This is a genomic window from Ruegeria sediminis, assembly GCF_005938215.1.
In the GTDB taxonomy this organism is placed as follows: domain Bacteria; phylum Pseudomonadota; class Alphaproteobacteria; order Rhodobacterales; family Rhodobacteraceae; genus Ruegeria; species Ruegeria sediminis.
The window spans coordinates 266,840-293,809 of record NZ_VCPD01000003.1; the positions used below are offsets into that span (position 1 = coordinate 266,840).

Sequence of the window (26,970 nt, forward strand, 5' to 3'; positions counted from 1 at the left end):
ATGGTGCATTCCGTGATTTCCGACGTAACCCAAAGGATCATCGACCGCAGCGCACCGCTGCGTGGTCCTCACCTGGAGCGCATGGAACAGGCGCGTTCGGCAGGCCCCGCGCGGGCGCATCTGTCCTGCAGCGGACAGGCCCATGCCTATGCGGGGGCCGGTCCGGACCAGCAGTCCCTGGCCACCGGCCAGGCCGGAAACCTGGGAATCGTGACCAGTTACAATGACATGCTCTCGGCGCATCAGCCCTTCGAGCGGTACCCGGAACTGATCCGGCAGGCGGTGCGGTCCGCCGGGGGAACCGCTCAGGTCGCGGGCGGAGTTCCCGCGATGTGCGACGGCGTCACGCAAGGCGCGGCGGGAATGGAATTGTCGCTGTTCTCGCGCGACGTGATCGCGCTGGCCTCGGCGGTGGCGCTCAGCCACAACACCTTCGACGCTGCCGTGTTCCTGGGAGTTTGCGACAAGATCGTGCCCGGGCTGGTGATCGCCGCGCAGGCCTTTGGGCATCTGCCCGCGGTTTTCATTCCGGCCGGCCCGATGACCAGCGGTCTGCCGAACGACGAAAAGGCCAAGGTCCGTCAGAAATTCGCCGCCGGGGAATGTGGTCGGGACGAGTTGATGGCCGCCGAGATGGCGGCCTATCACGGGCCGGGAACCTGCACCTTCTACGGCACCGCCAATACCAACCAGATGCTGATGGAGTTCATGGGTCTGCACCTGCCGGGGGCAAGCTTCATCAATCCGAACACCCCCCTGCGCGACGCTCTGACTGCAGAAGGCGCCCGACGGGCCCTGTCGCTCAGTGCGCTGGGCAACAACTACACGCCGGTGTGCCAGATCCTGGACGAGCGCGCCTTTGTCAACGGAATCGTGGGGCTGATGGCGACAGGGGGCTCCACCAATCTGCTGATCCATCTGATCGCCATGGCCCGCGCCGGCGGCATCTTGTTGGATTGGCAGGATTTTTCCGACGTATCGGCCGTGGTGCCGCTCGTCGCCCGGGTCTATCCCAACGGCCTTGCCGATGTGAACCACTACCACGCGGCAGGAGGGCTGGGCTTCACCATCGCCACGTTGCTGCAAGAGGGGCTGCTGCATCCGGACACTCTGACCGTGGCGGGACAGGGGCTGCACCGCTACACGCAGGAGCCCAAGCTGATCGGCGGTGAGCTGGTCTGGCAAAACGGTACGGAACACAGTCTCAACGACAAGATTCTTCGCCCTGCCTCTGACCCGTTCCAGCCGACCGGCGGTCTGTCGCGGCTGACCGGCACTCTGGGAACGGCGGTCATGAAGGTCTCGGCGGTCGCGCCGGAGCATCACGTCGTCGAAGCACCGGTCCGGGTGTTCCACGATCAGGACGCGGTGAAAGAAGCGTTCAAGGCCGGTGAACTGACCGGGGACATGGTCGTCGTCGTCCGGTTCCAGGGTCCCAAGGCGAACGGAATGCCCGAATTGCACTCGCTGACCCCGATCCTGTCCATCCTGCAAGGTCGCAGGCAGAAGGTGGCGCTGGTCACTGACGGGCGCATGTCCGGCGCGTCCGGCAAGGTGCCGGCGGCGATCCACGTCTGCCCCGAGGCGCTGGATCGCGGACCCATCGCCTATCTGCGCGACGGTGATCTTGTCCGCGTCGATGCGGTGGCCGGGGAATTGATGATACTCACCGATGGCGTTATGGACCGGGCGCCCGCCCGCGCGGACCTGACGGCAAATCACTTCGGCGTCGGGCGCGAACTTTTCGCCAATTTCAGGTCGGCGGTCGGATCGGCGGATGCCGGTGCAAGCGTGTTTGGAGGTTGACACATGTCGTCGAAGTCGTCCCGTACCTTTGAAATCTGCTCACTCGCGCCGATCGTGCCGGTCCTGGTGGTCGAGGACGCGGCGCAGGCCGGACCTTTGGCCGAGGCCCTCGTCGCCGGCGGTCTGCCTGCGCTGGAGGTCACGCTGCGCACCCCGGCGGCGCTGGACGCGATCCGGGCGATGGCCAAAGTGCCGGGCGGTGTCGTCGGGGCCGGAACACTTGTGACGCCCGAGGACGTGCGCGCCGCCAAGGCGGCCGGCGCGCAGTTCGGTGTCTCGCCCGGGGCGACCGACACGCTGATCGCAGCCTGCGAGGCCGAGGGCCTGCCGCTCCTGCCGGGTGCGGCCACGGCGTCCGAGGCAATGCGCCTGCTTGAGCGCGGTTACGACATGCTGAAGTTCTTTCCGGCCGAAGCATCGGGCGGTGCCTCGGCGCTCGGCGCCATCGGCGCGCCCTTGCCGCAGATCAGGTTCTGTCCCACCGGCGGCGTGTCGCCCTCGAACGCGGCGCAATATCTGTCCCTGCCGAACGTCGTGTGCGCTGGCGGCAGCTGGGTCGCGCCCAAGCACATGGTCCAAGCCGGCGATTGGGCCGGTATCGAGGCGTTGGCGAAAGAGGCCTCGGCGCTTGCCCGCTGAATTGCGTCAGGAATTGTTTCCCAACATGCGCGAAACGAATTTCTGCAGCCAGTTTTGCGGCGGCGCCTCGTTTTCCGCCGCTGTCGGGCGCAGAGCCGCCACTCCGTCAGGGTCGACCACGGTCAGACCGTCCTCGAATTGCAGCCGGTAGAGATCGGCATAGAGGCCGCCGCGCGCCAGCAGTTCTTCATGCGTGCCCTCATCGACGACCTGACCGCGATCCATGACGACGATCTTGTCGGCGTTGCGAATGGTGGAAAGGCGGTGGGCAATGACGATGGTCGTGCGCCCTTCGGACAGTTGATCCAGCGCCGCCTGAACCACCTTTTCCGACTGGGCGTCAAGCGCCGAGGTGGCCTCGTCCAAGAGCAGGATCGGTGTGTTCCGCAACAGTGCGCGGGCGATCACCACGCGTTGCCTCTGCCCGCCTGACAGTGCGGATCCCCGCAAGCCTACGAGCGTGTCGAGCCCGTTCTCGAGTTTGGGCAGGAAGTCCGAGACATGGGCTGCATCCAGAACGCCTTGCAACTCCTCGGCGGAGACATCCGTGCGCCCCAGGACAATGTTTTCCCGCAGCGTGTCGTCGAACAGCAGCGCGTCCTGCGTGACCACCGAATAGAGGTTTCTCAGGTCGTTCAGGGCCATCCGGTTCACGGCCACGCCTCCGACCTCGATCGTTCCCGCCTGAGGGTCTACGAGCCGTGTCAGCAGGTTGAAGACGGTCGATTTGCCCGCACCAGACGCGCCGATGAGCGCCGTCGTCTTGCCGGCCTCTGCCGTCAGGCTCAGGCCGCGCAGGATCTGCGCGCTGCCGTAACTGAGTTTCACGTCCCGAACTCGGATGTCCGGCAACCCGGTCGGTGCTGCGACCGGGTTCTTTGGCGACAGCAGCAGGATCGGCGCGTCGAGCAACTCCTTGACCCTCTCCATCGAGGCCGCCGCCGTCTGCCAGGTGCCCGAGACCGAGGCCAGCCGCCGCATCGGATCAAAGGCAAGTCCGATGGCGGTGAAGAAGCTCATGAACTGGCCGACGGTCTTTTCGCCGGCGATGATCTCGGAGCCGCCGTAGAGAAGGACGCCCATGAAACCCAGGCCCGCCATGATGTCGATGAGCCCGGTGATCGAGGCGGTTCCCAGAGCCGCCCGAGTTTCCGAGCGAACGAAGCCCTTTTGCTGCGAGGTGTAGCGATGGACCTGGTATTCCTCCAGAATGTTGAGCTTGATGGGCACGATGCCGTGAAAGATCTCGTCCAGGCGGGTCGAAAGCACTGCCCCAAGGTCGCGGGCGCTGGCGGCTTTCTTGCGCACATACCTTTGCGCGACGGCAATCGGCAGCAGGACCAGCGGAATGCCAACCATCATGATGGCGGTCCAGACAAGATCGACGTTGATGGCGACGCCAAGCAGCACGACGAGCGATACCATGTCCTTGCCTGCCCCGGTGATGATCGCCCGCCACACCATGTTGATGGCGCCCACGTCCGCATTGACCCGCTGCATCAGGTATCCGGGGGGATGGGTCTGGTGAAACGACGTGTCCTGCCGGATCAGACGGTTCAGCATGTCCGTCCGGATATGCGCTCCGGTCTGCAGCGAAATCTGCGTCAGAAGGGTCTTCTGGACGACCCCCGACAGGCCCCGGACAACGAAGATGAGGAAAAACACCGCGCTGACCCAGCCGAGCGCCCCGGAATTGCCGTTGACGAAGATCTCGTCGAACATCGGCTGCATCATGTAGCTGAGCGCGCCGACCATCGAACCTTCGAGGATCATGAAGATCATCGCGACCCCCAGCAGCCACATTCGGCTGCGCAGGTAGTCGGTCCAGAGCCAACCGAGCAACTCGGCCGATGACATCGGTTTGGCGCGCATCGTTTTTTCTTTCCTGTCAGGGAATTGCTGTTGGCCGCTGGTCATGACCGCCACATTTAAGCGCGCCATCCGGTCGGCGCAAGCTTGGGCGCCCGTTGAACCGGCTTGATCATTGCGGGCATCTCGTCCGGGTGGCGAAGGCGGACGGATCAGGAAGATGGGGTAGCCAGGACGAAACGGAGCAGTTTCAGACGGTCGCGGGATATGGTCTGCTTTGTATTACGGCGGCAATGGCGGATTGACGGGACCCGCGCCGCCGCTAGTGTGAGCCAAAACTCAGGCAGGCGTCATGAAGAACAAACTCTCTCTCGCTCAGGGGCGCGGCTATCTGGCGATACCCGGGCCGTCGGTCATGCCGGAAGCGGTGCTTCAGGCCATGCATCGCGCGGCGCCAAACATCTATGCAGGCGAGTTGGTCGACATGATGCCCGCGCTGACCCAGGACCTGCGCCGCGTGGCGCGGACCAGCCACGACGTCGCCATCTACATCGCGAACGGGCACGGGGCCTGGGAAGCCGCGCTGTCGAACGTGATCGCCCCCGGTGAATCCGTGCTGGCACCCGCCTCGGGACGTTTTACTCACGGGTGGGCCGAGATGGCACGCGGGATCGGAGCCGAGGCCGAAGTGATCGATTTCGGCAAGTCCTCGCCGTGGGACATGGACCGGATCGCCGAGGCTCTTCGCGCGGACACCGCCCGCCGGATCAAGGCGGTTCTGGCGGTGCATGTGGATACGTCCAGTTCGATCCGCAACGACATTCCGGCGCTTCGGGCCCTGCTGGACGAACTGGACCATCCGGCCCTGCTGATGGCCGATTGCATCGCCTCGCTGGGATGCGACCGGTTCGAGATGGACACCTGGGGCGTCGACGTCACCGTCACTGCCAGCCAGAAGGGGCTGATGGTGCCGCCGGGCATGGGCTTCGTGTTCTTCAACGACAGGGCGCAGGCCAAACGGGCCGCGATGCCGCGCGTGTCGAAATATTGGGATTGGGCGCCGCGCGCAAATCCGGAATTCTTCTACGAGTATTTCGGAGGCACCGCGCCGACACATCACCTTTTTGGGCTTCGGACTGCGTTGGGCATGATCCACGAAGAAGGGATCGAGAACGTCTGGGCGCGGCATGAACGGCTGGCACAGGCGATCTGGACGGCTTGCGAAATCTGGTCGCGCGGCGGCGCATTGCAGTTGAACGTCGCCGACCGGGTCTGCCGAAGTCATGCGGTGACGGCGCTGCGGCTGCCCGAGGGGAAGGCGACCGCATTGCGCACGTGGACCGAGGCCAATCTCGGCCTGACCCTTGGCATCGGCCTGGGCATGGCCGCACCGGATGGGACCGGCCGCGACGACTATTTCCGGTTGGGTCACATGGGGCACCTCAACGGCCACATGGTCATGGGAGTGTTGGGCGGTATCGATGCGGGCCTGCGCGCGCTGAACGTTCCGCGTGGAGAAGGCGCCTTGGAGGCCGCGGCCGCCGTGATATCCGGTCAGGCATAAGGCGCGAAGCCTGCGTCAGCGCGGGCGCCGCGAGAGCAGGGTGATGCCATAGTTCAACGCCCAGGCCAGTGCGAGCGCCGCCAGAAACCCCCAGAGCGCCCAAACCGTGAAGAAGATCCACAGAAGATTCACGCCCAGCATTGTCAGAGCGGCAACCGTGTAATCCGGCGCCCTTCCAATATTTCGGTCACGCATGATTGCCTCCCGACCTGTCTGACAGGAGTCATCCTAGCGCCTTTTACCCGTTTGTCAGGTAAATCCGCCGCGATCAGCCGCGGGCCGCCGCCAGGGCCAGGGGCAGCGCCCTGGCGAATGCGTTCAAATCCGCTTCGGTACCGCAACTCACCCGGATGCAACGGTTCTGGGGCGCGACGAAAGGCATGCGAACGAAAACGCCCTGTTCGACCAGAGAATCGAGCACCGCCTTGGCAAAGGCGCCATCCCGGCCGCAATCGATCGCGACGAAGTTGGTCGCAGAGGGCAGCGGGATCAGCCCGTTTTCCGCCGCGATTTCGCCGATCCGGTGGCGCGCGTCCTTGATCCGGGTCTGCACCTCGGTCAACCAGTCCTTGTCCTGCAAGGCGGCGAGCGCCCCGGCCTGGGCAGCGCGGTTCATGCCGAAATGGTTTCGGACCTTGTTGAAGGCCGCGATCAGACCCGGCGCGCCGATGGCATATCCGACCCTTGCGCCGGCCATGCCATAGACCTTGGAAAAGGTCCGCATCCGGATCACGCGCGGATCATCGGCGCTGACGGGCGCAGAGGTTCCTTCGGGGGCGCATTCCACATAAGCCTCGTCCAGAACCAGAAGCGTTCCTTCGGGAAGCCCGTCCATCGCGGCGACGACCTCGGCCCCCCTGTGCCAGCTTCCCATCGGGTTGTCCGGGTTGGCAAGGTAGACCAGCTTGGCATCCACTTCGGCCGCCTTTGCGAACAGTGCCGCAGGATCCTCTCGGTCGTCGGAATAGGGCACCTTGTGAATCGCGCCCCCGTATCCCGCCACGTGGTAATTGAACGTCGGATAGGCGCCCTCCGAGGTGACAACCGTATCTCCGGGCCCAACCATCAGGCGCACGAGATAGCCCAGCAACCCGTCTATGCCCTCGCCGACGATGATATTCTCGGGCTGCACGCCGTGGTGTTCGGCCAGAGCGTGTCTCAGGTCATGGCTTTCCGCGTCGCCGTATTTCCAGATCTCGCCGGACGCCTTGGCCATCGCCTCGGCCGCGCGCGGCGAGGGGCCGAACACGCTTTCGTTGGCGCCCAACCGCGCTACGAAAGGCGCGCCGCGCTGACGCTCGTGCGTTTCCGGGCCAACGAAGGGCACGGTGGCGGGCAGGGACTGGACAAGCGGGGTGTATCGCGGAGCACTCATGCCGGCAGATAAGCGAATGACGCCGGCCTCGGCAAGGCTTGCGTAATGCGGGGAACGAACGCAGGGTGCGCCTTGTGTTGCCGGAGGACTGCATGCGCTTTCTACTGATCCTGTTGCTGGCCGGGACTGGCTACCTTCTGTTCTGGCCCGTGCCGGTCGAGCCTGTGGCCTATCATCCGCCAGTCTCGCTGGGCTTTTCCGGCGACTTTGCCGAGAACCGGGGCCTCGACAAGGCGGCGCTGATCTCGCTGCCGGGCGAAGATACCGGCCCCGAGGATCTGGCAGTGATGCCCGACGGGACGGTTTACACGACGAGCCTGTCGGGTGTGCTCTACCGGATTGACGAGGACCAGCCCGTCGAAGTGGACCGGCTGGGCGGGCGTCCGCTGGGCCTCAAGGCCGGGCCGGATGGCGCGCTCTACATCGCGGACAGTTACCGCGGGCTGATGCGGTGGGACGGGCCGGGAACGCTGGAGACGCTGGTTTCCGAGATCGACGGAGCCCCGGTGATCTACGCCAACCAACTGGACGTGGCGCGCGACGGAACCGTCTATTTCTCCAATTCCTCGGACCGGTTCGATCCGGAAACGATGGGCGGGACCAAGCCGACATCGGTCCTGACGATATGGGAGCAGTCGGACAGCGGCTATGTCGCTCGCCGCAATCCCGACGGTACGGTCGAAAAGCTGGTCGAGGGGTTCGTCTACACCAACGGTGTGGCGCTTTCGCCGGACGAGGATTTCCTGCTGATCGCCGAGACGGGCCGGGCACGTGTCCACCGGCTGTGGCTGAAAGGCGAAAATACCGGCGAAATGGAGGTGTTCCTCGACAATCTGCCCGGCTATCCCGACAATCTCGAGGCGCAGGGCAACGGAACCTACTGGATGGCGTTCGCCAGCCCGCGCGTGCCGGCGGAAAAGCTGATGCCCTATCCGTTCCTGCGAAAGGTGGTCTGGCGGTTGGGACCGTTGGTGCGCCCCGCCCCGATCCATCGCGGCATGATGGTGCATTTCGACGGTGAAGGTCGCATTCTGCGCACGCTGCAGGACCCCGACGGGCGGCTGGGCATCACGACCGGCGGCAAGATCGTCGGCGACCGGTTCTACGTCATGACGCTCGACTCGCCCTGGTTCGGCAGGATGCCGGTTTCGGATCTGCAGTGAACTGCCCCCACGTTGTGGTGGAAGCTCGCGGGCGTTCCGGGCAAAATCGCCGAAACGAAGCTGGGAGGCCCGCATGGCGCGCGTATCTGTCGAATACAAGGATCACATCGCACACGTCACATTGACCCGTGGGGACAAGTTGAACGCGCTGGATGACGCGATGGTCAAGGCGATCATCGCCGCGGGTCAGGAGGTCGCCGCTTCGGATGCGCGCGCAGTGGTGCTGTCGGGCGAGGGCAAGAGCTTTTGCGCCGGGCTGGACCTGGCCAGTTTCGCGAAGATGGGTCAGATCGACCCCAGCGACTGGCTGCTGTCGCGGTCCCATGGGGACACCAATGAAATGCAGGAACTGGTGATGATCTGGCGCCGCGTGCCGGTGCCGGTCATCTGCGCGGTTCAGGGCGTGGCCTATGGCGGCGGTCTGCAGCTGGCGCTGGGCGCGGATATCCGCATCGCGCACCCGGACTCCAAATGGTCGGTGATGGAGATGAAATGGGGCATCGTGCCCGATCTGGGCGGCATGGTGCTGTTGCCGAAACTGGTGCGCTCGGACGTGCTGCGCCTGCTCACCTACACGGCGCGGCCCATCAATGCGCATCAGGCGGCCGAATGGGGGCTTGTGACGCAGGTTGCGGAGGATCCGCTGAACGAGGCGATCGCGCTGGCCGAGGAAATCGCGGGCAAGAGCCCTTCGGGCATCCGGGCCGCCAAACGGCTGATCGAAGTCGCCGAAAGCAAGGACCGCGAAGAAGTGTTGATGGCGGAATCCAGCGAACAGGTGCAACTGATCGGCAAGCCGGACCAGATGGAGGTCGTTGCGGCGCAGATGCAGGGCCGCAAGCCTGCGTTCAAGTGATCAGCGCCGTGCAATGTTCTCTGGCCTCGTCCGCCGCGTGATCCAGAAGGCCGCGCTGCCTGCCAGCAGACCCCAGACGGCGGCACCGATGCCGAAGACGGTAACGCCCGAGGCCGTGATGGCGAAGGTCAGGATCGCCGCTTCTCGCTCGGCCTGAACTTCAAGTGCAGCGAAGGTCGCGTTGGCGAATACACCGATCAGGGCGATGCCGGTCAGCGTGCCCATCAGCAGCGGATGCGCGTGCGCCGCAAAACCCGTGATCGCGGCAGCGAAGACCCCGAAAAGGCAATAGAACACCCCCGCCATCACCGCCGACCAGTAGCGTAGCGTCGGATCGGGATGGCTGTCCTCGTTCGAGCACATAGCGGCGGTAATGGCGGCAAGGCAGGTTGCGGGCGCCCCGAAAGGCGCGAAAAGCAGGCTGGCTCCTCCGGCCGACGACAACAGCGGGCCGGCCGGCGGAGTATAGCCATAGCTGCGCAGGACCGCGATTCCGGGGATGTTCTGGGTCGCCATCGTGACGATGAACAATGGAATTCCGATGCCTATGGCCGTGGCAAGCGAAAAACTCGGCGCGGTCAGCACCGGCTTGGTCAGGATCTGATCGGGGATCACCGACTGGCCGCCCGCATTCAGGATGACCATCAACATCGCGGCCAGCACCGCGGCGGGCACAGCGAAAGCCCGGCTGATCCGCCCCGCGATGAACCAGGTCAGGATGACGGGCAGGGTCTGCAGCGGCAGTTCGGCAGCGGCCCGGAAAGGCGTGATGCACAAGGGCAGCAGGACGCCTGCCAGCATGGCCTGGGCCAGCGACGTCGGAATCGAGGCAGCCAGCCGGGCCAAGGGCTTCCACAGGCCGGCGAGAACGGTCAAGGCGCCGGCGCAAAGGAAGGCCCCGATGGCGCCCGAGAACCCCTCGGCGGGGGTGGCGGAGACGGCCAGCAAGGCAGCGCCCGGAGTTGACCATGCAACGCTGATCGGCGCGCGGTACCAAAGGCTGAGAAGAACGCCGGTGATCCCCATCGAAACTGCCGCCGCCATCAGCCCGGACGCGGCTTCGTCAGCGGACGCGCCGATGCCGGCAAGTCCCTGAAGGACGATCGGGAAGGAGCTGAAAAAGCCGACGACGGCGACGACCAAGCCGGTTGAAACGGTTTGCATGGGCGGAAGAAGGCGGCTCATCAGGTCCTCGCTTGCGGTCTGTGCGCAAGCTATCAAGCGGGGCGGGCGAGGAACAGAGGATTGGGGCAAGCATCTGCAATAAAACGGAAAACCCCGCCGGTCGCCCGGCGGGGTTTCGAGTTTTAGAGAGCGCGAGAGCGGATCAGGCGATCTCGGCCAGACGGGCGAGCGCCTCGTCGATCCGCGCTTCTTCCTCCTCGCGGGCGGCGAGGTTGGCCTTGGCTTCTTCGACCACGTCCTCCGGTGCGGATTCCACGAATTTGGGATTGTTGAGACGTCCGCGCAGGCCGCCGAGTTCCTTGGCCAGCTTGCCCTTGGCCTTTTCAAGGCGGTCCTTCTCGGCGCCGATGTCGATGATGTCCGCCAGCGGCAGGCCGAAGGCGGCTCCAGGCGCTGAAATCGAGATGGTGCCCTTGGGCAGGGACGCGGCCTTGGACAGGCTGTCGATCCGCGCCAGACGCTTGATCAGCGCCTCGTTCCGGTCCCACGCGGCCTGGCCGTGAGCGTCGATTTCCGTAACGATCATAGGCACATAGAGGCCGGCGGGCACCCGCATCTGGGCACGCGCCGAGCGGGTGTTTTCGATCACCGAAATGACCCAGTTCATCTCGCGGTCGGCCTCGGAATCGATCAGGTCGGCGGCCTTGTAGCCGGGCCAGTCGGCGTGGACCAGCATCTTGGCGCGGTCGCCGGTCAGGCCCCAGAGTTCCTCGGTGACAAACGGCATGAATGGGTGCAGCAGGACCAGGCACTGGTCCATCACCCAGCGCATGGTGGCCTGAGTTTCGTCTTTGGAATCAACGTCTTCACCCTGCAGGAGCGGCTTCGATAGCTCCACGTACCAGTCGCAGACCTTGCCCCAGACGAAGGCGTACAACGCGTTGGCGGCGTCGTTGAAGCGGTAGCTTTCTAGTGCCGCGTCCACCTCTTCGCGGACGCGGGCGGTTTCGCCGATGATCCAGCGATTCACGGCGTTTTGTGCGTTTTGTACATGTTCCAGATCGGCCGGTGTCCGGTTTGTACCATCGTAGACGCCGTTCATTTCGGCAAAACGGACCGCGTTCCAAAGCTTGGTGCCGAAGTTGCGGTAGCCGGTGATGCGCTCCTTCGACAGTTTCAGCACGCCGCCGATCGCCGCCATCGATGCGTTGGTGAAGCGCAGCGCGTCGGCGCCGAACTCGTCCACGATTTCCAGCGGGTCGATGACGTTGCCGGTGGTCTTGGACATCTTCTTGCCCTTCTCGTCGCGGACGAGCTGGTGCAGGTAGACGGTGTGGAACGGGATGTCGTTCACGACCGCAAGCTGCATCATCATCATCCGGGCGACCCAGAAGAACAGGATGTCGAAGCCGGTGACCAGGACATCGGTGGGGAAGTATTTCTCAAGCTCTTCGGTCTGGTCCGGCCAGCCCAGCGTGCCGATCGGCCAGAGGCCCGACGAGAACCAGGTGTCGAGCACGTCGGGGTCGCGCCAGACCGGGTAGACCAGTTTGGTCGGGTCCTGATCGACCGCGTAATGGGCGAGGCTTTCGGCGAACTGGTGGATGGCCTCGTGCTTGTCCGCCACCTCGATGACGGTGGCGTGGCTGAGGGGGCTGGGGATGTCGGCGTTGTCGTCCATGAACCGCTCGACGACCTCGTCGAAGGACGCGGCGCAATGCAGCACGTGGCCGCGATGCAACATGCCGCCCTCGTTCAGCAGGCGGCCCAGTTCGACCAGGTCCAGGTCGCCGTCGTTCTCGTCGTCGCGGAACTCGTCGGCGGACAGGTCGAGCCCGTACCAGACCGGGATCTGGTGCCCCCACCAGAGCTGGCGCGAGATGCACCAGGGCTCGATGTTTTCCAGCCAGTGGTAATAGGTCTTTTCGCCCGACTCGGGGATGATCCTGACCTCGCCCGAGCGCACGGCCGCGAGCGCGGGGCCGACGACCTGTTCGGCATCGACGAACCACTGGTCGGTCAGCATCGGTTCGATCACCACCTTGGAACGGTCTCCGAAGGGCTGCATGATCGGCTTGTCCTCGACCTCGATCATCAGGCCCTCGGCGTCGATGTCGGCGACGACCTTCTTGCGGCATTCGAAACGGCCCATGCCGCGGTATTCGTCCGGGACCAGGTTGATCGCGTCAACCTGGCCTTCGGTGAAGTCGGTGCGGCCCACCAGATCCTGCGCCTTGGCGGCCTCGGCCGCATAGGGCGCGCCGTCGTCGCGCATGTGGCCGCGCGTGTCCATCAGGCGGTAGCAGGGGATGTTGCCGCGCTTGGCGACGGCATAGTCGTTGAAATCATGCGCGCCGGTGATCTTGACCGCGCCCGAGCCGAAATCCGGGTCCGGGTAGTCGTCGGTGATGATCGGGATCAGGCGGCGGTGTTCCTTCGGCCCGACCGGGATTTCGCAGAGCTTGCCGACGATCGGCGCATAGCGCTCGTCCGAGGGATGCACCGCCACCGCGCCGTCGCCCAGCATGGTCTCGGGGCGGGTGGTGGCGATGGAGATGTAGTCGCGTTCCTCTTCGAGGATGACGTTCCCGTCTTCGTCCTTTTCGACATAGGTATAGGTCTCGCCCCCGGCCAGCGGGTACTTGAAGTGCCACATGTGGCCCGCGACCTCGATATTCTCGACCTCGAGATCCGAGATGGCGGTTTCAAAATGCGGGTCCCAGTTCACCAGCCGCTTGCCGCGGTAGATGTAGCCCTTTTCGTACATGTCCACGAAGACCCTGATGACGGCGTCGTGGAAGTTGGGGCTGTTTTCATGCCCTGTGCGCGGGTCGCCGGGCGCGCCCGCCATGGTGAAGGCGTTGCGCGACCAGTCGCAGGACGCGCCGAGGCGCTTGAGCTGTTCGATGATGGTGCCGCCGTACTGGCCTTTCCATTCCCACACCTTTTCCAGGAACGCCTCGCGGCCCAGCTCGCGGCGGCCGGGCTGCTGGGTCGCGGCCAGCATCTTTTCGACCTGCAGCTGGGTGGCGATGCCGGCATGGTCCTGGCCGGGCTGCCAGAGCGTGTCGAAGCCGCGCATCCGGTGCCAGCGGATCAGGATGTCCTGCAGGGTGTTGTTGAAGGCGTGGCCCACATGCAGCGCCCCGGTCACGTTCGGCGGCGGGATCATGATGGTGAAGGTTTCGTCGCGCGATTTGTTCGCGCCCGCCTTGAAGGCTCCGGCCTCTTCCCAGGCCTTGTAGATGCGGGCTTCGGCTTCGGCCGCGTTGAACGTCTTTTCCATCGCCATGAGGCTAATCCTGCGTGTTCGTTTTCGAAGTCGAGGCCTGCAATAGCGAAAGGGCGCGCGAAGGGGAAGGCTTTGCGCGTTTTCTTGGGGATCGCGTCCGCAACGCCCGGTTCGGCCCGCGGCGGCGCCGGGCGGCATGGCCGCCGCATTCACGCCATATCTTGCTGGTAGGATGGGTGTCGAGGAGAGCGACGTGAGCTTTGACCACGAGACTTTTCGCGCGCCGCGGCGGGGCCGCGCGCCGTCGCCGCCGGGCCGGGATCGCCCGGCGCCGGACCCGGATGCCGGATTCGTGATGCGGTTCGGCGCCCGCTCGGGCCGTCGCGGCGGCTATACAAAAAGCGGTGGTTTTGGTATTCTGGGCAGCCCGGTCTCAACCGAGGGACAAGGGAATTCAGGGCGCGCGCGGCGCGGGGCGCGGATCGACCCGGCGGGTGATGCAGGACGGGGATGGATGCCTGATCACGCCGATGTTTGGGGCGGTGATCTTGCGCGGCGACGCGGGCGTACACATGATTCATGTAACCTCGGTGCCGGCATCGCGGCTGCGGTCGCGGCGCGGGATGGTGTCCGGGGACGAGATGTGAGTACGGGGTGCAATGGCCGGTTGGTCCTGCATGTCCCGAAGGGTCTGAAGGCTGAAAAATGGTACTGTCGAGGCTGAGTAGGAAAATTCTGGGATGGCTTGGGCGGCCGTTGCGGTCCGAGCATTCCGCGGAATCCAGGCACCGCGAGCCGCTGTCGCATGTGATCATCCTGGACGGGACGATGTCCACGCTCGAACCCGGGTTCGAGACCCATGCGGGCCGGACCTACCGGCTGCTCTGCGAGATGGGCGCGCAGGCGTCGGTGTTCTACGAGGCCGGGGTCCAGTGGAAGGACTGGCGGACCACGCCGGACGTTATCATGGGGCGGGGGATCAACCGCCAGATCCGCCGGGCCTACGGCTATCTCGCCTCGCGCTACAAGCCCGGCGACAGGATCTTCCTGATCGGCTATTCGCGCGGCGCGTTCGGGGTGCGCAGCCTGGCCGGAGTCATCGACATGGTCGGGTTGCTGAAGGCCGAACATGCCACCGAGCGCAACATCAAGCAGGCCTACCGGCATTACGAATGCAATCCGGACGGCGAACATGCCGCCGAGTTCCGCAAGCAGTTCTGCCACGACGAGGTGCCGATCGAGATGGTGGGCGTGTGGGACACCGTCAAGGCGCTGGGCCTGCGGCTGCCGCTGCTGTGGCGCCTGGCCGAGCAGCGCCACGCCTTTCACAACCACCAGCTTGGTCCCAGCGTCCGCCACGGCTATCACGCGCTGGCGCTGGACGAGACGCGCGAGGTGTTCTCGCCGGTGCTGTGGGACTGCGCGCCGGAGTTCAACGGCCATATCGAACAGGTCTGGTTCCGCGGCACGCATGGCGATGTGGGCGGCCAGCTTTGCGGGTACGAAGAGGCCCGCCCGCTGGCCAACGTGTCGCTGGTCTGGATGCTGGATCAGGCGGAACGGCTGGGGCTGCCGCTGCCGGCCGACTGGCGCGGCAGGTTCCCGGTCGATCCGGCCGCGCCCTCCGTCGGCACCTGGCGGGGCTGGGGCAAGATCTTTCTGCTAAGGGGGCACCGCCATGTCGGGCGCGACCGCTCGGAGCGGCTGCACGAATCCGTGACGCCCGAGACGCTGCCGGAATGGGTGCCGGCGCCGGAGCCGCAATCGCACCCGGCCCAGTGAGGGGTCAGCCGCGCGGCAGGTTCAGGACGATGCAGGTCGTGGATCCGGTGGCGTAGAGGCGCCCGTCCTCGACCCCGCGGATCTCGCCATGCGCCACGCCGGTCGAGCGGCCGACGTGATCGGCCTCGCCCACGCATTCGATTTCGGTTCCCAGCGGGATGCCGCGGATGATGTTGATCTTGTATTCCAGCGTCGTGTAGGCGGCGCCGCTGGGCACGCGGGTCTGGACCGCGCAGGCCATCGCGCTGTCCAGCAGCGTGCCGTACCAGCCGCCATGCACCGCCCCGAGGGGGTTGCAGACCGAAAAGGTCGGGCTGCCGCGGAACGCCACCCGCCCTTCTTCCACCGAGTGCAGGTGGTAGCCCAGGGTTTCGGAGATCGGCGGCGCGGGCACGCGCCCGTCCAGAATGCCCTGCATGAACTCGAGCCCCGACATGCTGGCCAAGTCGGCCGGGCCCAAAAGTTCGTCGATTCCCTTGGCGTAATGCATCAGGCGCGTTCCCCGTGATTTTTCGGGGAACGCTATCAGCCGGGAATTTCCGGGCAAGTTTTACGCGACGTTCTGCAGCGCGACTTTCGGCGCGACGCCCAAGGCGTGGCACACGTCGCGGGTCAGTTCGGGGCGGTTGAGCGTGTAGAAATGCAGCTTGTCCACGCCGCCCTCGATCAGGTCGGTGCACAGCTCGGTGCACAGAACGGTCGCCAGCAGGTCTTCGCGGCCGTCGCGGGCGGCCCGTTCGAAGGCATGTTCCACCCAGGCCGGAATGCGCGTGCCGCAGCGCCGGGCGAAGTTGCGGGCGCCTTTCCAGTTCTCGATCGGCAGGATGCCGGGGGTGATCGGCTTGTCGATCCCCGCCTTGGCGCAGGCGTCGCGGAACCGGAAGAAGGTCTCGGCCTCGAAGAAGAACTGCGTCAGCGCCTCGTCCGCGCCCGCGTCGAGCTTGGCCTTGAGCCAGTCCACGTCGGCGGCGAAGCTGGACGCCTCGGGGTGGATGTCGGGATAGGCGGCGACGCGGATGGTGAACTTGCCGGTACCGGCCAGCGCCTCGATCAGTTCGACGGAATTGGCGAAACCGCCGGGATGCTGCTGGAACCGGCCTTCGCCCTTGGGCGGGTCGCCGCGCAGGGCGACGATGTCGGTGACGCCGGCCTCGGCGAACTGGTCCGCGATGTCGAGGGTTTCTTCCCTGGTGGCGCGCACGCAGGTCAGGTGCGCCGCCACGTTGAGGCCGGAATGCTTGTGCAGGGTGGCCACCGCCTCGCGCGTCAGTTCGCGGGTGGTGCCGCCGGCGCCGTAGGTGACCGAGACGAACCGCGGGCCCAGCGGCGCGAGGGCGTGCACCGTGTCCCACAGGCGGAACGAAGCCTCGAGCGACTGAGGCGGAAAGAACTCGAAGGAAATTTCGGGCGCGGTCATTTTGTCTCTCACCTCGTTGGATTTGATCTCTTGTCGCACAATCCAAGTTGTGAGACAAACTCATATTGCTCAACAACAACATGAGTTACACTTAGGGATGCACATCGAATTTCGTCATCTTCGCACGATCAAGGCGATCCATGATTGCGGCGGTCTGGCCCGCGCGGCGGATCAGCTGAACATCACCCAGTCGGCTTTGAGCCATCAGATCAAGGGGTTGGAGGATCAGGCCGGGGTCGAGCTGTTCCTGCGCCGGTCGAAGCCGATGAAACTGTCGGCGGCGGGCCTGCGCCTGCTGCGGCTGGCCGAGCAGATCCTGCCGCAGGTCGAGGCGATGCAGGCCGAGTTCTCGTCGCTGCGCGACGGGCGGGCGGGTCGGATGCATATCGCCATCGAGTGCCACGCCTGTTTCGAGTGGCTGTTCCCGGTGCTTGAGGCGTTCCGCAAGTCCTGGCCGGATGTGGATGTCGATATCCGCCCCGGGCTGGCCTTCGACGCGCTGCCGGCGCTGCAGAAGGAGGAGGTGGACCTGGTGGTGTCGTCGGACCCCGAGGACCTGCCGGGCGTCGAGTTCGTGGAACTGTTCGACTACAACCCCGTCTTCGTGGCCGCCGCGACGCATCCGCTGGCGGAAAAGCCCTATGTCGAGGCCGAGGATTTCCGGGGCCAGACCCTGATCACCTATCCGGTCGAACGCACGCGGCTGGACGTGTTCAGCCAGTTGCTGATCCCGGCCCGGGTGGAGCCGGCGGCGATCCGGCAAGTGGAGTTGACGGCGGTGATCCTGCTGCTGGTCGCGTCGAACCGGGGGGTGTCGGTGCTGCCGGACTGGGTCGTGCGCGAGGTCAAGTACAACTCGGACTACGTGACGCGGCCATTGACGAAAGAAGGGATCACCCGGCGGCTCTACGCCGCGGTGCGGGCCGAGGATCTGGAAAAGCCCTTCGTTCAGGAACTGGTGGGCCTTGCCCGCAGCGAGGCGCGCAAGCTGCAGGCGCAATAGGGCGGCGGGCCGGGCAAGATCGCGGGGGCTGCCATGCGCGTCTTGCCTCTTGGCAAGCCTGCGCTGCGCCAGTATACGCGCGGTTTGACCGGACAGGAGCCCCACCACAATGATTGGCAGTGCAAATCTCAACATCATGATCAAGGCCGCGCGCAAGGCGGGGCGGTCGCTGGTCAAGGATTTCCGCGAAGTCGAGAACCTGCAGGTGTCGATGAAGGGGGCGGGCGATTTCGTGTCCAAGGCGGATATCGCGGCCGAGAAGATCCTGAGGGAAGAGTTGATGGGCGCGCGCCCGACCTATGGCTGGATCGCGGAAGAGGGCGGCGAGATCGCGGGCGAGGATCCGACCCGGCGCTGGATCGTCGATCCGCTGGACGGAACCACCAACTTTCTGCACGGCCTGCCGCACTGGGCGATCTCGATCGCGCTGGAGCACAAGGGCAAGGTCGTCGCGGGGGTGATCTACGATGCCGCCAAGGACGAGATGTACTTTGCCGAGAAAGGCGAAGGCGCCTGGATGAACGAAAGCCGCATCCGCGTGTCGGGGCGGCACCGGATGATCGAGTCGGTGTTCGCGACCGGGCTGCCCTATGGCGGCCGTTCGGACCTGCCGGCGACGCTGCAGGACCTTGCCCGCATCATGCCGGTCTGCGCCGGGGTGCGGCGCTGGGGCTCGGCGGCGCTTGACATGGCCTATGTGGCGGCGGGCCGCTACGAGGGGTTCTGGGAACGCCGGCTGAAGGCCTGGGACCTGGCCGCGGGCATCATCATCGTGAAAGAGGCGGGCGGGCTGGTGCAGCCGCTGAACCCCGAGGGCGACGTCCTGTCGGACGGCGAGGTGATCTGCGCCAACGAGCCGATTTTCGACGGCTTCGCCAAGGTGATCCGGGGCTGACGCCCGTTCGGCGGTAGCTAGGGGTTCCAGGGGCCGCGGTTCTTCTTGCGCGGCAGGCGCGGGATGCGGCTGGGCGAGTATTCATACTCTTGCGCGGGATGCGGCGGATGGCCGTGGGTGCGCCTCCAGTATCGCGGGCCGCCGCGCCGGATCCACAGCGGGATGCACAGGATCAGCCCGACGAAGAACCCGCCCGCATGGGCCCAGTAGGCGACGCCGCCCTGGTCCGGATCGGCGCCGAAGCCGCCGAGCACCTGCATCCCGAGCCATACCCCGAGCATCACGAAGGCGGGGATCGGGATGACGCGGATGTAGATGATGAGAAACAGCAGGATATCGACGCGCGCCCGGGGGAACAGCAGGAAATACCCGCCCATCACCCCGGCGATCGCGCCCGAGGCGCCGATGGTCGGCACGGTCGAGGCCGGGGCGGCGAAAACGTGCAGGAGCCCGGCGCCGATGCCGCTGACGAGATAGAAGATCAGGAAGGGCACATGCCCCATCTCTTCTTCCAGGTTGTCGCCGAAGATCCAGAGAAACAGCAGGTTGCCGGCCAGGTGCATCCAGCCGCCATGCATGAACATCGAGGTGATCAGGGTCTGGAAGCCGTACCCGTCCATGATCCGCGCCGGGATGACGGCGTAGTCGAACAAGATCCGGTTGATCAGCCGCGCATCGTTCATGACCCCCACGTAACTCAGGAATATCAGCACGTTGGCTGCCATGAGCAGGTAGACGACGTAAGGGGTTCGTCCCGAGGGATTGTGGTCGCGGATGGGTATCATGCAGCGACGCTGGGCCTTTCCCGGCCCAGCGTCAAGTCATGGCTCAGGCCGCGCCGCCCAGCAGGGCCGCGTTGCCGCCCGCCGCGGTGGTGTCGACGCAGACATGCCGCTCGCCCAATACCCGGGCGCGGTCGGGTTTGCCCGGGATCATGGGGATGATCGGGCCGTTGCGGCGCGAGAGGTGGCGTTCGATCTCGCGCCCGGTCTTTTCGTCGCCCCACCAGATCACCCCCGAGATGCCGTCGAGCGTTTCCAGCACGCCCGGGTCCAGCCGGCCCGTGGCGCAGATGGCGGTTCCGCCCAGGGCGTGCACGGCTTCGGCCTGCTCGCGGGCGGCGTCGGCACCGGGGCCGAAGCACAGCAGCGGCGCGCGGGCAAACTCGCTGAGGCGGTTCGATTCGCCGGTCGGGCCGGGCAGGGAACGGGTCAGGACCGGCGCCGGAGAGCCTGTCGGTTCCGGCAGCTGGGTCATCGCATCGGTCCAGCTTTCCTGGCTGTTCTGGCGGTCGGGCGCGCAGAACCGGGCCATGTAGTTCGGGCCGCCCGCCTTGGGGCCGGTGCCCGACAGGCCTTCGCCGCCGAAGGGCTGGCTGCCCACGATGGCGCCGATCTGGTTGCGGTTGACATAGATGTTGCCCGCGTGGATCGCCTCGGTCACGTGCTGCACCCGATCGTCGATGCGGGTGTGCAGACCGAAGGTCAGGCCGTAGCCGGTGGCGTTGATGTCCGCGATCACCTTGTCGATCTCGTGCGCCTTGAAGCGGGCGACATGCAGGACCGGCCCGAAGATTTCGCGTTCCAGCGCCTGGATGCCCGGGATCTCGATCAGGGTCGGGGCGATGAAGGTGCCCTCGGGCGGGGTGGAAAGTTCCTTGAGCACGCGGTTCTCGGCGCGGGCCTGCGCGACGTGGTCGGCGATGGCCTGCCGCGCCTGTTCGTCGATCACCGGGCCGCAATCGGTCGAGATCGGCCACGGGTCGCCCACCCTGAGCGCGTCCATCGCGCCCTTGAGCATGGTCAGCACGTCATGCGCGACATCGTCCTGCAGGTAGAGGCAGCGCAGCGCCGAGCAACGCTGGCCCGCCGACTGGAAGGCGCTTTCGATGATCGATTGCACGGCCTGTTCCGGCAGCGCGGTGCTGTCCACGATCATCGCGTTGAGGCCGCCGGTCTCGGCGATCAGCGGCGTGCCGGGCTTCAGGTTCTCGGCCATTGCGGCGCGGATCTTGAGCGCGGTCGCGGTGGAGCCGGTGAAGGCCACGCCGGAAACGCGCGGGTCCGAGGTGAGGGCGGCCCCGACCGCCGGTCCGCCCGGCAGAAGCTGCAGCGCCTCGCGCGGCACACCGGCCTCGTGCATAAGCTGCACCGCCCGGTGGGCGATCAGCGGGGTCTGCGAGGCGGGCTTTGCCAGCACGGCGTTGCCGGTGGCCAGCGCCGCCGAGATCTGGCCGGTGAAGATGGCCAGAGGGAAGTTCCACGGGCTGATGCAGGTGAAGGTGCCCGACGGCGCGGCGTCGGGGATGTTGGCGGCGTAGTAGCGCAGGAAATCCACCGCCTCGCGCAATTCGGCGATCGCGTCGGGCAGGGACTTGCCGGCCTCGCGCGCCAGCAGGGCGAACAACTCGCCGTGATGCGCCTCGTAGAGATCGGCGGCGAGGTTGAGGACCTTGGCGCGTTCGTCGGGCGCGGCCAGCCAGGGCGATGCGGCGGCGAGCGCCAGTTCGACATCCGTGGCGCTGGCCGGAGCGACGGCGCCGGGCCGGTCCTGCGGGCGCGCCGGGTTGGCGATGGTCTCGTCGGCCTCGGGCGCGGCCTCTTCGGCCAGAAGCGGGCGGGCGTACCAGTGGTGGGCGCGGAAGGCGTCGCGCGCCGCGTCGATGGAATCGAGCGTCGGGGTGTGCGCCAGATCGAAGCCGCGCGAATTCGGGCGTTCGGGCAGGAACAGCTCGGGCCCGGTCGGCAGATGCTTGGCCGGTTTGCGGGCGGCCTTGAACGGGTCGGCGGCAACCTCTTCGGGCGGCACGTTCTCGTCGACGATCTGGTTGACGAAAGAGCTGTTGGCGCCGTTTTCCAGCAGGCGGCGGACCAGGTAGGCCAGCAGGTCGCGATGCGCACCCACCGGCGCGTAGATCCGGCAGCGGGTCTTTTCGCGGTCCTTGACCAGCCGGTGCAGGGTTTCGCCCATGCCGTGCAGGCGCTGGAACTCGAAGGGCTGGCCGTTGGCCATGTGCAGGATGGCGGCGACGGTATGGGCGTTGTGGGTGGCGAATTGCGGGTAGATCCGGTCGGTCATGCCCAAGAGCTTGCGGGCGTTGGCGATGTAGGAAACGTCGGTCGCGGCCTTTTGCGTGAAGACCGGGAAGCCGTCGACGCCGGCGACCTGGGCGCGCTTGATCTCGGTGTCCCAGTAGGCGCCTTTCACCAGCCGCACCATGAGCTTGCGGTCATGGCGTTCGGCCATTTCATAGAGCGTGTCGAGCACCAGCCCGGCGCGCGGGCCATAGGCCTGCACCACGATGCCGAACCCGTCCCAGCCGGCAAGCGCCGGTTCGGCCATCACCGCCTCGATCACCTGCAGCGACAGGGACAGGCGGTCGGCCTCTTCGGCGTCCACGTTCAGGCCCATGCCGGCGGCCTTGGCGAGCAGGGCGAGCGCCCGCAGGCGCGGCACCAGCTCGTCCATCACGCGGGCCTCCTGCGCCACTTCGTAGCGCGGGTGCAGCGCCGAGAGCTTGACCGAGATGCCGGGATTGGCGCGGATGTCGTCATGGGTGCAGGCATCGGCGATGGCGGCGATGGCGCGCGAATAGGACAGGTGATAGCGGGCGGCGTCGGCCTCGGTCCGCGCGGCCTCGCCCAGCATGTCGTAGGAATAGGTGTAGCCCTTGGCCTCCATCCCCTGGGCGCGTTTCATGGCGTTCTGGATGGTTTCGCCCAGAACGAACTGGCGGCCCATTTCTTTCATCGCGCGCCCGACGGCGGTGCGGATCACCGGCTCGCCCAGCCGCTTGATCGCGCCGCGCAGGGCGCTGACGGGCGAGGCCTTGCGTTCGTCCAGCACCTTGCCGGTCAGCATCAGGGCCCAGGTCGAGGCGTTGACCAGCGACGACGAGGAATGGCCGAGGTGCTTGCCCCAGTCCGACGGCGCGATCTTGTCCTCGATCAGGGCGTCGATCGTGTCGGCGTCGGGCACGCGCAGCAGCGCCTCGGCAAGACACATCAGCGCGATGCCCTCGTCGGTCGAGAGGCCGTATTCGGCCAGAAACACCTCCATCAGCCCCGGCGCGGTGCTGGAGCGGATGTCGCGCACGAGCTGCGCCGCCGATTCGCAGATGGCGGTGCGGTCCGCGGAGGTCAGGGCGGCCTGCTTGGTCAGGGCGCTGAGGATGGCGGACTGATCGGCGTAGGTCTGGCTGTCAATCAGGGTGCGCAGGGCGTGGGTCATGGTGTCTCCGGGATTTTTGCGAAGTATATACTCTGCAATGCGGGACAATCGCCTGATTTTTTGTTAGTTGAGGGCCGATGTCCCGAATATCAGGCCAATGACGATGCAAATGAACTTGCCCGGGCTGGATCGCTTCGACCAGGCCATCCTGAAAGTGCTGTCCGAGGACGGGCGGATGTCGATCGCGGATCTGGCGCGGCGGATCGGCCTGTCGAAATCGCCGACTCAGGCGCGGCTGAAACGGCTTGAGTCCGAGGGCATCATCACCGGCTACCGGGCGCTGGTCGATCCGATCCGGCTGGGCCTGGATCATGTCGCCTTCGTCGAGGTCCGCCTGACCGACACGCGGGAAAAGGCGCTGGCCGAGTTCAACGCCGCGGTCCGAAGGATCGGCGAGATCGAGCAAGCGCACATGATCGCAAGCAATTTCGACTATCTGCTCAAGGTCCGCACGCGGTCGATGTCGGAATACCGCGCGGTTCTGGCCGAGAAGATCTCGTCCTTGCCGCATGTCGGCAGCACCTCGACTTTCGTGGCGATGGAGGCGGTCAAGGAGACCGGCCTGCTGGGCCCGCTCGAAAATGTGAGTTGACCGGCGGGCGGGAAGAGGCAGCATTGGTGCATGAGACCGTTTGCCTTTCTGCTTGTCGCGCCCCTTGTGATCGCCAGCGCCGCGCTGGCCGAGACCTGCCCCGCCGCGCCGGATCATTCGGACAGCCTGAACGAGCTGATCGCACAGATCCAGAAGGCGCAGACCGAGCAGGAGGCCCGGCTGATCTCGAACCGGATGTGGGAGTTCTGGGCCGACGCGCCGGACGACCAGTCGCAGGCCATTCTGGACCGCGGCATGCGGCGGCGCGAAGCCTGGGACCTGCTGGGCGCGCTGAACGATTTCGACAAGCTGGTCGAATACTGTCCGGAATATGCCGAAGGCTACAACCAGCGCGCCTTCGTCAATTTCCTGCGGCAGGATTTCCAGGCGGCGCTGGTGGACCTGGACCGGGCGCTTGAACTGTCGCCGCGCCACATCGCGGCGATGAGCGGGCGGGCGCTGTCGCTGATGGCGCTGAAACGCACCGACGAGGCGCGCGAGGCGCTGGCGGAGGCGCTGGAGCTGAACCCGTGGCTGCCGGAACGCGGCCTGGCCGCGCCGGGCGGCCCGCTGGAAGTGACCGGGCAGGACATCTGAACGGTCTTTCAGCGGATCAGCGGATCCGGACCTCGCATTTGAAGCGCCGGACGCCATCGGCCCGCCGTGCCGGCGCGGTGATCAGGAACAGCCCGATGGCGTGGTCCTTTTCGAAGAACGCGTGATCCGTACCGACGCCCTTGCGGATGCCGGCATCGGCCAGCAGGCAGGCGCGCTCGGCCTCGACGATGATGTCCGCGCCGGTGCCGCCATTGCCGATCCCGCCGTCGCCGTCCACCCCGCTGACGGTGCTGCCGCCGCAGCCCGGGCCGCGCGTCCAGCCGCCCGTCAGAGGATCGAAGGCGAAGTTGCAGGGGCCGACGATGGTGGACTGGATGGGCGTGTCGCTGAGAAAACCGAAGGACTGGAAGTGCAGCGAGACCTCGCAGGTGCCGGGGGCGCAGAGTTCCTCGAGAACGTTCTGGTCGATGGGCAGGGCGGAAGGGCTGCTGGTCTGGCCCGGGTTGAGGATGAAGGTGGCGCTGCCGATCCGGCGGCCGGGATCGGCGGTGATCTGGCCGTTGTCGTTCAGGTAGGGCGCCGGAAGTTCGCCGATCAGGCGCTCGAACTGGCGCAGGGTACGCTCCATCTCGCGCTGCTGGCGCTTGAGGTCGCGGATCTCGGCCAAAAGGCAGGCGAAGAATTCGGGCGGCGGCGCGGCGCGTGACGCGCGGTAGCCGGAGGCCGTGGTGTACCCGCATTCGCGGGCGCCCGCCTGGGTGGCGGCCAGCAGCAGGACGGCGAACAGGATCGGCAACCGCATCGTCGGGCCCTCCTTGATCCGGGCGCGGCCGGTTCGGCGCCGGTGACGGGGCGCTTTCGGGGCGCGCCTTTCACCAGATAGGGCTTGTGCCGGGTTTCCCAATCAACATGGGGTGAGGGGGGGCAGGGACAAGCCCCCGGAGAAGTTCCGGGGGCCGAGTTCCGCGGTGCCTGCAATCAGCCGATCAGGGCGTTGTCGTCGCGTTTGATGGCGATTATCGCGGAGCGCGGGGTGCCGCCGTCGGGCCAGTTGCTGCCGGGGTGCTGGATGCCGACGAACATGGTGCGCAGGTCGCTGGACCATGCGAGGCCGGTCACTTCGCAGCCGTTGGGGCCGGTCATGAAGCGCACGATCTCGCCGGTGACCGGGTCGCCGACCAGCATCTGGTTGTTGCCGTTTCCGGCGAAGTCGCCCTGGTTTTCGTCGTCGCCGTCGGTCTGGATCCAGACCAGGCCGGTCGAGTCGATGGCCATGCCGTCGGGCGAGTTGAACAGGTTGCCCTCGTTCATGTTGTCCGAACCGGCATAGGCGTCGGCGTGGACGGTCGGGTTGCCGGCCATGACGTAGAGATCCCAGTCGAAGTCGTCGGCGGCGTGATCCTCGTCCGCGGGGCGCCAGCGCACGATCTGGCCGTAGCGGTTGGTGTCGCGCGGGTTGGGGCCGTTGGCCGAGGTGTCGTCGCCGCCGGCATTCGGCTTGACGCCGCGGTTCTTGTTGTTGGTCAGGCAGCAATAGGCCTCGGCCGCCACGGGGCTGGCGGCGACCCATTCGGGACGGTCCATGGTGGTGCCGCCCGCCTTTGACGCGGCCATGCGGGTGAAGATCAGGATCTCGGCCGCTTCCATGCCGGTCGTTTCCGGGGTCAGCGGCAGCCACTGGCCGGTCAGGTCGTCGTTGAACCGGGCGACGTATAGCGTGCCGTCGTTCAGCAGGCCTTCGGTTTCGGCGCCGGGCTGGTAGGTGCCGTTCGAGACGAACTTGTAGAGGTACTCGCCGCGCTCGTCGTCGCCCATGTAGACGACCACGCGGCCATCCCTGGCCAGCACGACCTCGGCATTCTCGTGCTTGAAGCGGCCGAGGCCCGTGTGCTTGACCGGGGTGCTTTGCGGATCGGTCGGGTCGATCTCGACGATCCAGCCGGCGCGGTGCGGTTCGTTCGGGTTCTTCGAGGTGTCGAAGCGCGGATCGAAGCCTTCGTAGCCGTTCCAGCTTTTGGCCTTGATGCCGTAACGCGCGAAGCCCGCGGCGACCTTTTCGTCATGGCTGGCGGCCTCGTCGGTCGAGCCGAAGTAGCCGTTGAAGTTTTCTTCGCAGGTCAGGTAGGTGCCCCAGGGCGTCTTGCCGGAGCCGCAGTTGTTGAACGTGCCCAGCGACGAGGTGCCGGTCGGGTCGGCCTCGGTCCTGAGCAGGTCGTGGCCGGCGGCGGGGCCGACGATCTTCATCGGCGTGTTGTGGTGGATGCGGCGGTTGAACGGGCTGTCCTTGACCACGTTCCAGCCATCGGGGCCTTCGGCGATCTCCATGACGGTGACGCCCTGGATGTTCTGCAGCTTGAGAACGTCATCGGCGCTGACCGGCTTGCCGTCCTGCGACGCGGGCAGGTTGATGTCTTCGTTGGGGTATTCGTGGTTGACGGCGATCAGCTGGCGGCCCTGGAACGAGAAGGTTTCCATGCCGTCGGTGTTTTCGCCGAACACCTTGTCCGAGTTTTCCACCGGGCCGCCATCGGTGATGTCATAGCCGTCGGCCTCGGAGAACAGCGGGTCGCCCCAGCGCATCAGAACCTTCCAGCCGTAGCCTTCGGGCACGTGCACGGTGCCGTCGGTCTGGGCCGCAATCGGGGTGAAGGCGAAACGCGAGGTTTCCATCGCCCGCGCCGATGCCGCCCCCAGAAGGCCGGCGCCCATCGCCGCCGCGCCGGAACCGAAGGCCAGAACGCCCCCCAGGAAACCGCGGCGCGAAATGGCGCTTTCGACGACCCGGTCAAAGTCGTTTTCTTCGGGGCGGGGGAAGTGCAGTTCGTCCCAGTCGTCGGCGGACAGCCTGCGATCAGCGTCTTGCATTTGGTTCTCCTGGTCGTTGGAGGTTGCAGTATGGCGCGGGTTTAGACCTGGAGTGTTAC

At 66.1% G+C, this 26,970-nt stretch carries 21 protein-coding genes; 10 read left to right on the plus strand and 11 right to left on the minus strand.

Features of this window, described 5'->3' with window-relative positions; all coding sequences use genetic code 11:
- Complete coding sequence (gene edd / locus FGK63_RS09790) at positions 1-1,806, plus strand: phosphogluconate dehydratase (protein ID WP_138841659.1); 1,806 nt, start codon at positions 1-3, stop codon at positions 1,804-1,806.
- 3 nt (positions 1,807-1,809) lie between these two features.
- Positions 1,810-2,445, plus strand: coding sequence for a bifunctional 4-hydroxy-2-oxoglutarate aldolase/2-dehydro-3-deoxy-phosphogluconate aldolase (locus FGK63_RS09795; RefSeq protein WP_138841661.1), 636 nt, complete (start codon positions 1,810-1,812; stop codon positions 2,443-2,445).
- A gap of 6 nt (positions 2,446-2,451) precedes the next feature.
- Here the strand turns inward: FGK63_RS09795 and FGK63_RS09800 are convergent, their stop codons facing one another.
- Positions 2,452-4,317 carry an ABC transporter ATP-binding protein gene (locus FGK63_RS09800; RefSeq protein WP_171052614.1) on the minus strand — a complete coding sequence of 622 codons (1,866 nt, stop codon included), beginning with the start codon at positions 4,315-4,317 and terminating at the stop codon, positions 2,452-2,454.
- A gap of 289 nt (positions 4,318-4,606) precedes the next feature.
- Between FGK63_RS09800 and FGK63_RS09805 the strand changes: the two genes are divergently transcribed.
- Entirely contained in the window at positions 4,607-5,818 is a 1,212-nt protein-coding gene (locus FGK63_RS09805) for a pyridoxal-phosphate-dependent aminotransferase family protein (RefSeq protein ID WP_138841663.1), read from the plus strand.
- A 15-nt stretch (positions 5,819-5,833) separates the two neighbouring features.
- Here FGK63_RS09805 and FGK63_RS09810 read toward each other — a convergent pair whose 3' ends face one another.
- Entirely contained in the window at positions 5,834-6,013 is a 180-nt protein-coding gene (locus tag FGK63_RS09810) for a hypothetical protein (protein ID WP_138841665.1), read from the minus strand.
- A gap of 73 nt (positions 6,014-6,086) precedes the next feature.
- Positions 6,087-7,193, minus strand: a complete 1,107-nt coding sequence (locus FGK63_RS09815) for a pyridoxal phosphate-dependent aminotransferase (RefSeq protein WP_138841667.1) — start codon at positions 7,191-7,193, stop codon at positions 6,087-6,089.
- A 92-nt stretch (positions 7,194-7,285) separates the two neighbouring features.
- On the opposite strand from FGK63_RS09815, the gene FGK63_RS09820 reads away from it, so the two are divergent.
- Positions 7,286-8,356 carry an SMP-30/gluconolactonase/LRE family protein gene (locus FGK63_RS09820; RefSeq protein WP_138841669.1) on the plus strand — a complete coding sequence of 357 codons (1,071 nt, stop codon included), beginning with the start codon at positions 7,286-7,288 and terminating at the stop codon, positions 8,354-8,356.
- A gap of 73 nt (positions 8,357-8,429) precedes the next feature.
- Positions 8,430-9,212 carry a crotonase/enoyl-CoA hydratase family protein gene (locus FGK63_RS09825; RefSeq protein WP_138841671.1) on the plus strand — a complete coding sequence of 261 codons (783 nt, stop codon included), beginning with the start codon at positions 8,430-8,432 and terminating at the stop codon, positions 9,210-9,212.
- Here the strand turns inward: FGK63_RS09825 and FGK63_RS09830 are convergent, their stop codons facing one another.
- Both FGK63_RS09830 and FGK63_RS09835 read right to left on the minus strand, forming a co-directional pair.
- On the minus strand, positions 9,213-10,466 hold the full coding sequence (locus FGK63_RS09830; protein WP_342777324.1) for a benzoate/H(+) symporter BenE family transporter: 1,254 nt from the start codon (positions 10,464-10,466) through the stop codon (positions 9,213-9,215).
- Positions 10,467-10,539: 73 nt separating this feature from the next.
- On the minus strand, positions 10,540-13,629 hold the full coding sequence (locus FGK63_RS09835; RefSeq protein ID WP_138841675.1) for a valine--tRNA ligase: 3,090 nt from the start codon (positions 13,627-13,629) through the stop codon (positions 10,540-10,542).
- Between the two features lie 645 nt (positions 13,630-14,274).
- Between FGK63_RS09835 and FGK63_RS09845 the strand changes: the two genes are divergently transcribed.
- Entirely contained in the window at positions 14,275-15,351 is a 1,077-nt protein-coding gene (locus FGK63_RS09845) for a DUF2235 domain-containing protein (protein ID WP_138841679.1), read from the plus strand.
- Positions 15,352-15,355: 4 nt separating this feature from the next.
- Here the strand turns inward: FGK63_RS09845 and FGK63_RS09850 are convergent, their stop codons facing one another.
- Positions 15,356-15,841 (minus strand): PaaI family thioesterase, encoded by a 486-nt coding sequence (locus FGK63_RS09850; protein WP_138841681.1) that lies wholly within the window; start codon positions 15,839-15,841, stop codon positions 15,356-15,358.
- Positions 15,842-15,901: 60 nt separating this feature from the next.
- Positions 15,902-16,768, minus strand: coding sequence for a methylenetetrahydrofolate reductase [NAD(P)H] (gene metF, locus FGK63_RS09855; protein WP_138841683.1), 867 nt, complete (start codon positions 16,766-16,768; stop codon positions 15,902-15,904).
- 97 nt (positions 16,769-16,865) lie between these two features.
- On the opposite strand from metF, the gene FGK63_RS09860 reads away from it, so the two are divergent.
- Together FGK63_RS09860 and FGK63_RS09865 are read left to right on the plus strand one after the other, a co-directional pair.
- Positions 16,866-17,771 carry a LysR family transcriptional regulator gene (locus tag FGK63_RS09860; RefSeq protein WP_138841685.1) on the plus strand — a complete coding sequence of 302 codons (906 nt, stop codon included), beginning with the start codon at positions 16,866-16,868 and terminating at the stop codon, positions 17,769-17,771.
- Positions 17,772-17,880: 109 nt separating this feature from the next.
- Positions 17,881-18,666: an inositol monophosphatase family protein gene (locus FGK63_RS09865; RefSeq protein WP_138841687.1), complete on the plus strand. Its 786-nt coding sequence runs from the start codon at positions 17,881-17,883 to the stop codon at positions 18,664-18,666.
- Positions 18,667-18,683: 17 nt separating this feature from the next.
- On the opposite strand, the gene FGK63_RS09870 is transcribed toward FGK63_RS09865, so the two are convergent.
- Both FGK63_RS09870 and putA read right to left on the minus strand, forming a co-directional pair.
- Positions 18,684-19,451 (minus strand): rhomboid family intramembrane serine protease, encoded by a 768-nt coding sequence (locus tag FGK63_RS09870; protein ID WP_138841689.1) that lies wholly within the window; start codon positions 19,449-19,451, stop codon positions 18,684-18,686.
- Between the two features lie 43 nt (positions 19,452-19,494).
- Entirely contained in the window at positions 19,495-22,896 is a 3,402-nt protein-coding gene (putA, locus tag FGK63_RS09875; protein WP_138841691.1) for a bifunctional proline dehydrogenase/L-glutamate gamma-semialdehyde dehydrogenase PutA, read from the minus strand.
- Between the two features lie 103 nt (positions 22,897-22,999).
- Here putA and FGK63_RS09880 point away from each other — a divergent pair, with 103 nt between their 5' ends.
- Positions 23,000-23,488 (plus strand): Lrp/AsnC family transcriptional regulator, encoded by a 489-nt coding sequence (locus tag FGK63_RS09880; RefSeq protein ID WP_138841692.1) that lies wholly within the window; start codon positions 23,000-23,002, stop codon positions 23,486-23,488.
- A gap of 30 nt (positions 23,489-23,518) precedes the next feature.
- Complete coding sequence (locus FGK63_RS09885) at positions 23,519-24,085, plus strand: tetratricopeptide repeat protein (RefSeq protein WP_138841694.1); 567 nt, start codon at positions 23,519-23,521, stop codon at positions 24,083-24,085.
- A gap of 16 nt (positions 24,086-24,101) precedes the next feature.
- On the opposite strand, the gene FGK63_RS09890 is transcribed toward FGK63_RS09885, so the two are convergent.
- The gene (locus FGK63_RS09890; RefSeq protein ID WP_138841696.1) at positions 24,102-24,848 is read right to left on the minus strand and encodes a hypothetical protein; all 747 of its coding nucleotides are present in this window, start codon (positions 24,846-24,848) and stop codon (positions 24,102-24,104) included.
- Positions 24,849-25,024: 176 nt separating this feature from the next.
- A complete protein-coding gene (locus FGK63_RS09895; protein WP_138841697.1) occupies positions 25,025-26,911 on the minus strand; it encodes a PhoX family protein in 1,887 nt (628 codons plus the stop codon).
- Between the last annotated feature and the right edge of the window lie 59 nt (positions 26,912-26,970).

Excerpts from the sequence above, each read along its gene's own strand:
- edd (WP_138841659.1), top strand. The coding sequence starts at position 1 with ATGGTGCATTCCGTGATTTCCGACGTAACCCAAAGGATCATCGACCGC.
- FGK63_RS09795 (WP_138841661.1), top strand. The coding sequence starts at position 1,810 with ATGTCGTCGAAGTCGTCCCGTACCTTTGAAATCTGCTCACTCGCGCCG.
- FGK63_RS09800 (WP_171052614.1), bottom strand. The coding sequence starts at position 4,317 with ATGCGCGCCAAACCGATGTCATCGGCCGAGTTGCTCGGTTGGCTCTGG.
- FGK63_RS09805 (WP_138841663.1), top strand. The coding sequence starts at position 4,607 with ATGAAGAACAAACTCTCTCTCGCTCAGGGGCGCGGCTATCTGGCGATA.
- FGK63_RS09810 (WP_138841665.1), bottom strand. The coding sequence starts at position 6,013 with ATGCGTGACCGAAATATTGGAAGGGCGCCGGATTACACGGTTGCCGCT.
- FGK63_RS09815 (WP_138841667.1), bottom strand. The coding sequence starts at position 7,193 with ATGAGTGCTCCGCGATACACCCCGCTTGTCCAGTCCCTGCCCGCCACC.
- FGK63_RS09820 (WP_138841669.1), top strand. The coding sequence starts at position 7,286 with ATGCGCTTTCTACTGATCCTGTTGCTGGCCGGGACTGGCTACCTTCTG.
- FGK63_RS09825 (WP_138841671.1), top strand. The coding sequence starts at position 8,430 with ATGGCGCGCGTATCTGTCGAATACAAGGATCACATCGCACACGTCACA.
- FGK63_RS09835 (WP_138841675.1), bottom strand. The coding sequence starts at position 13,629 with ATGGCGATGGAAAAGACGTTCAACGCGGCCGAAGCCGAAGCCCGCATC.
- FGK63_RS09845 (WP_138841679.1), top strand. The coding sequence starts at position 14,275 with ATGGTACTGTCGAGGCTGAGTAGGAAAATTCTGGGATGGCTTGGGCGG.
- FGK63_RS09850 (WP_138841681.1), bottom strand. The coding sequence starts at position 15,841 with ATGCATTACGCCAAGGGAATCGACGAACTTTTGGGCCCGGCCGACTTG.
- metF (WP_138841683.1), bottom strand. The coding sequence starts at position 16,768 with ATGACCGCGCCCGAAATTTCCTTCGAGTTCTTTCCGCCTCAGTCGCTC.
- FGK63_RS09860 (WP_138841685.1), top strand. The coding sequence starts at position 16,866 with ATGCACATCGAATTTCGTCATCTTCGCACGATCAAGGCGATCCATGAT.
- FGK63_RS09865 (WP_138841687.1), top strand. The coding sequence starts at position 17,881 with ATGATTGGCAGTGCAAATCTCAACATCATGATCAAGGCCGCGCGCAAG.
- FGK63_RS09870 (WP_138841689.1), bottom strand. The coding sequence starts at position 19,451 with ATGATACCCATCCGCGACCACAATCCCTCGGGACGAACCCCTTACGTC.
- putA (WP_138841691.1), bottom strand. The coding sequence starts at position 22,896 with ATGACCCACGCCCTGCGCACCCTGATTGACAGCCAGACCTACGCCGAT.
- FGK63_RS09880 (WP_138841692.1), top strand. The coding sequence starts at position 23,000 with ATGCAAATGAACTTGCCCGGGCTGGATCGCTTCGACCAGGCCATCCTG.
- FGK63_RS09885 (WP_138841694.1), top strand. The coding sequence starts at position 23,519 with ATGAGACCGTTTGCCTTTCTGCTTGTCGCGCCCCTTGTGATCGCCAGC.
- FGK63_RS09890 (WP_138841696.1), bottom strand. The coding sequence starts at position 24,848 with ATGCGGTTGCCGATCCTGTTCGCCGTCCTGCTGCTGGCCGCCACCCAG.
- FGK63_RS09895 (WP_138841697.1), bottom strand. The coding sequence starts at position 26,911 with ATGCAAGACGCTGATCGCAGGCTGTCCGCCGACGACTGGGACGAACTG.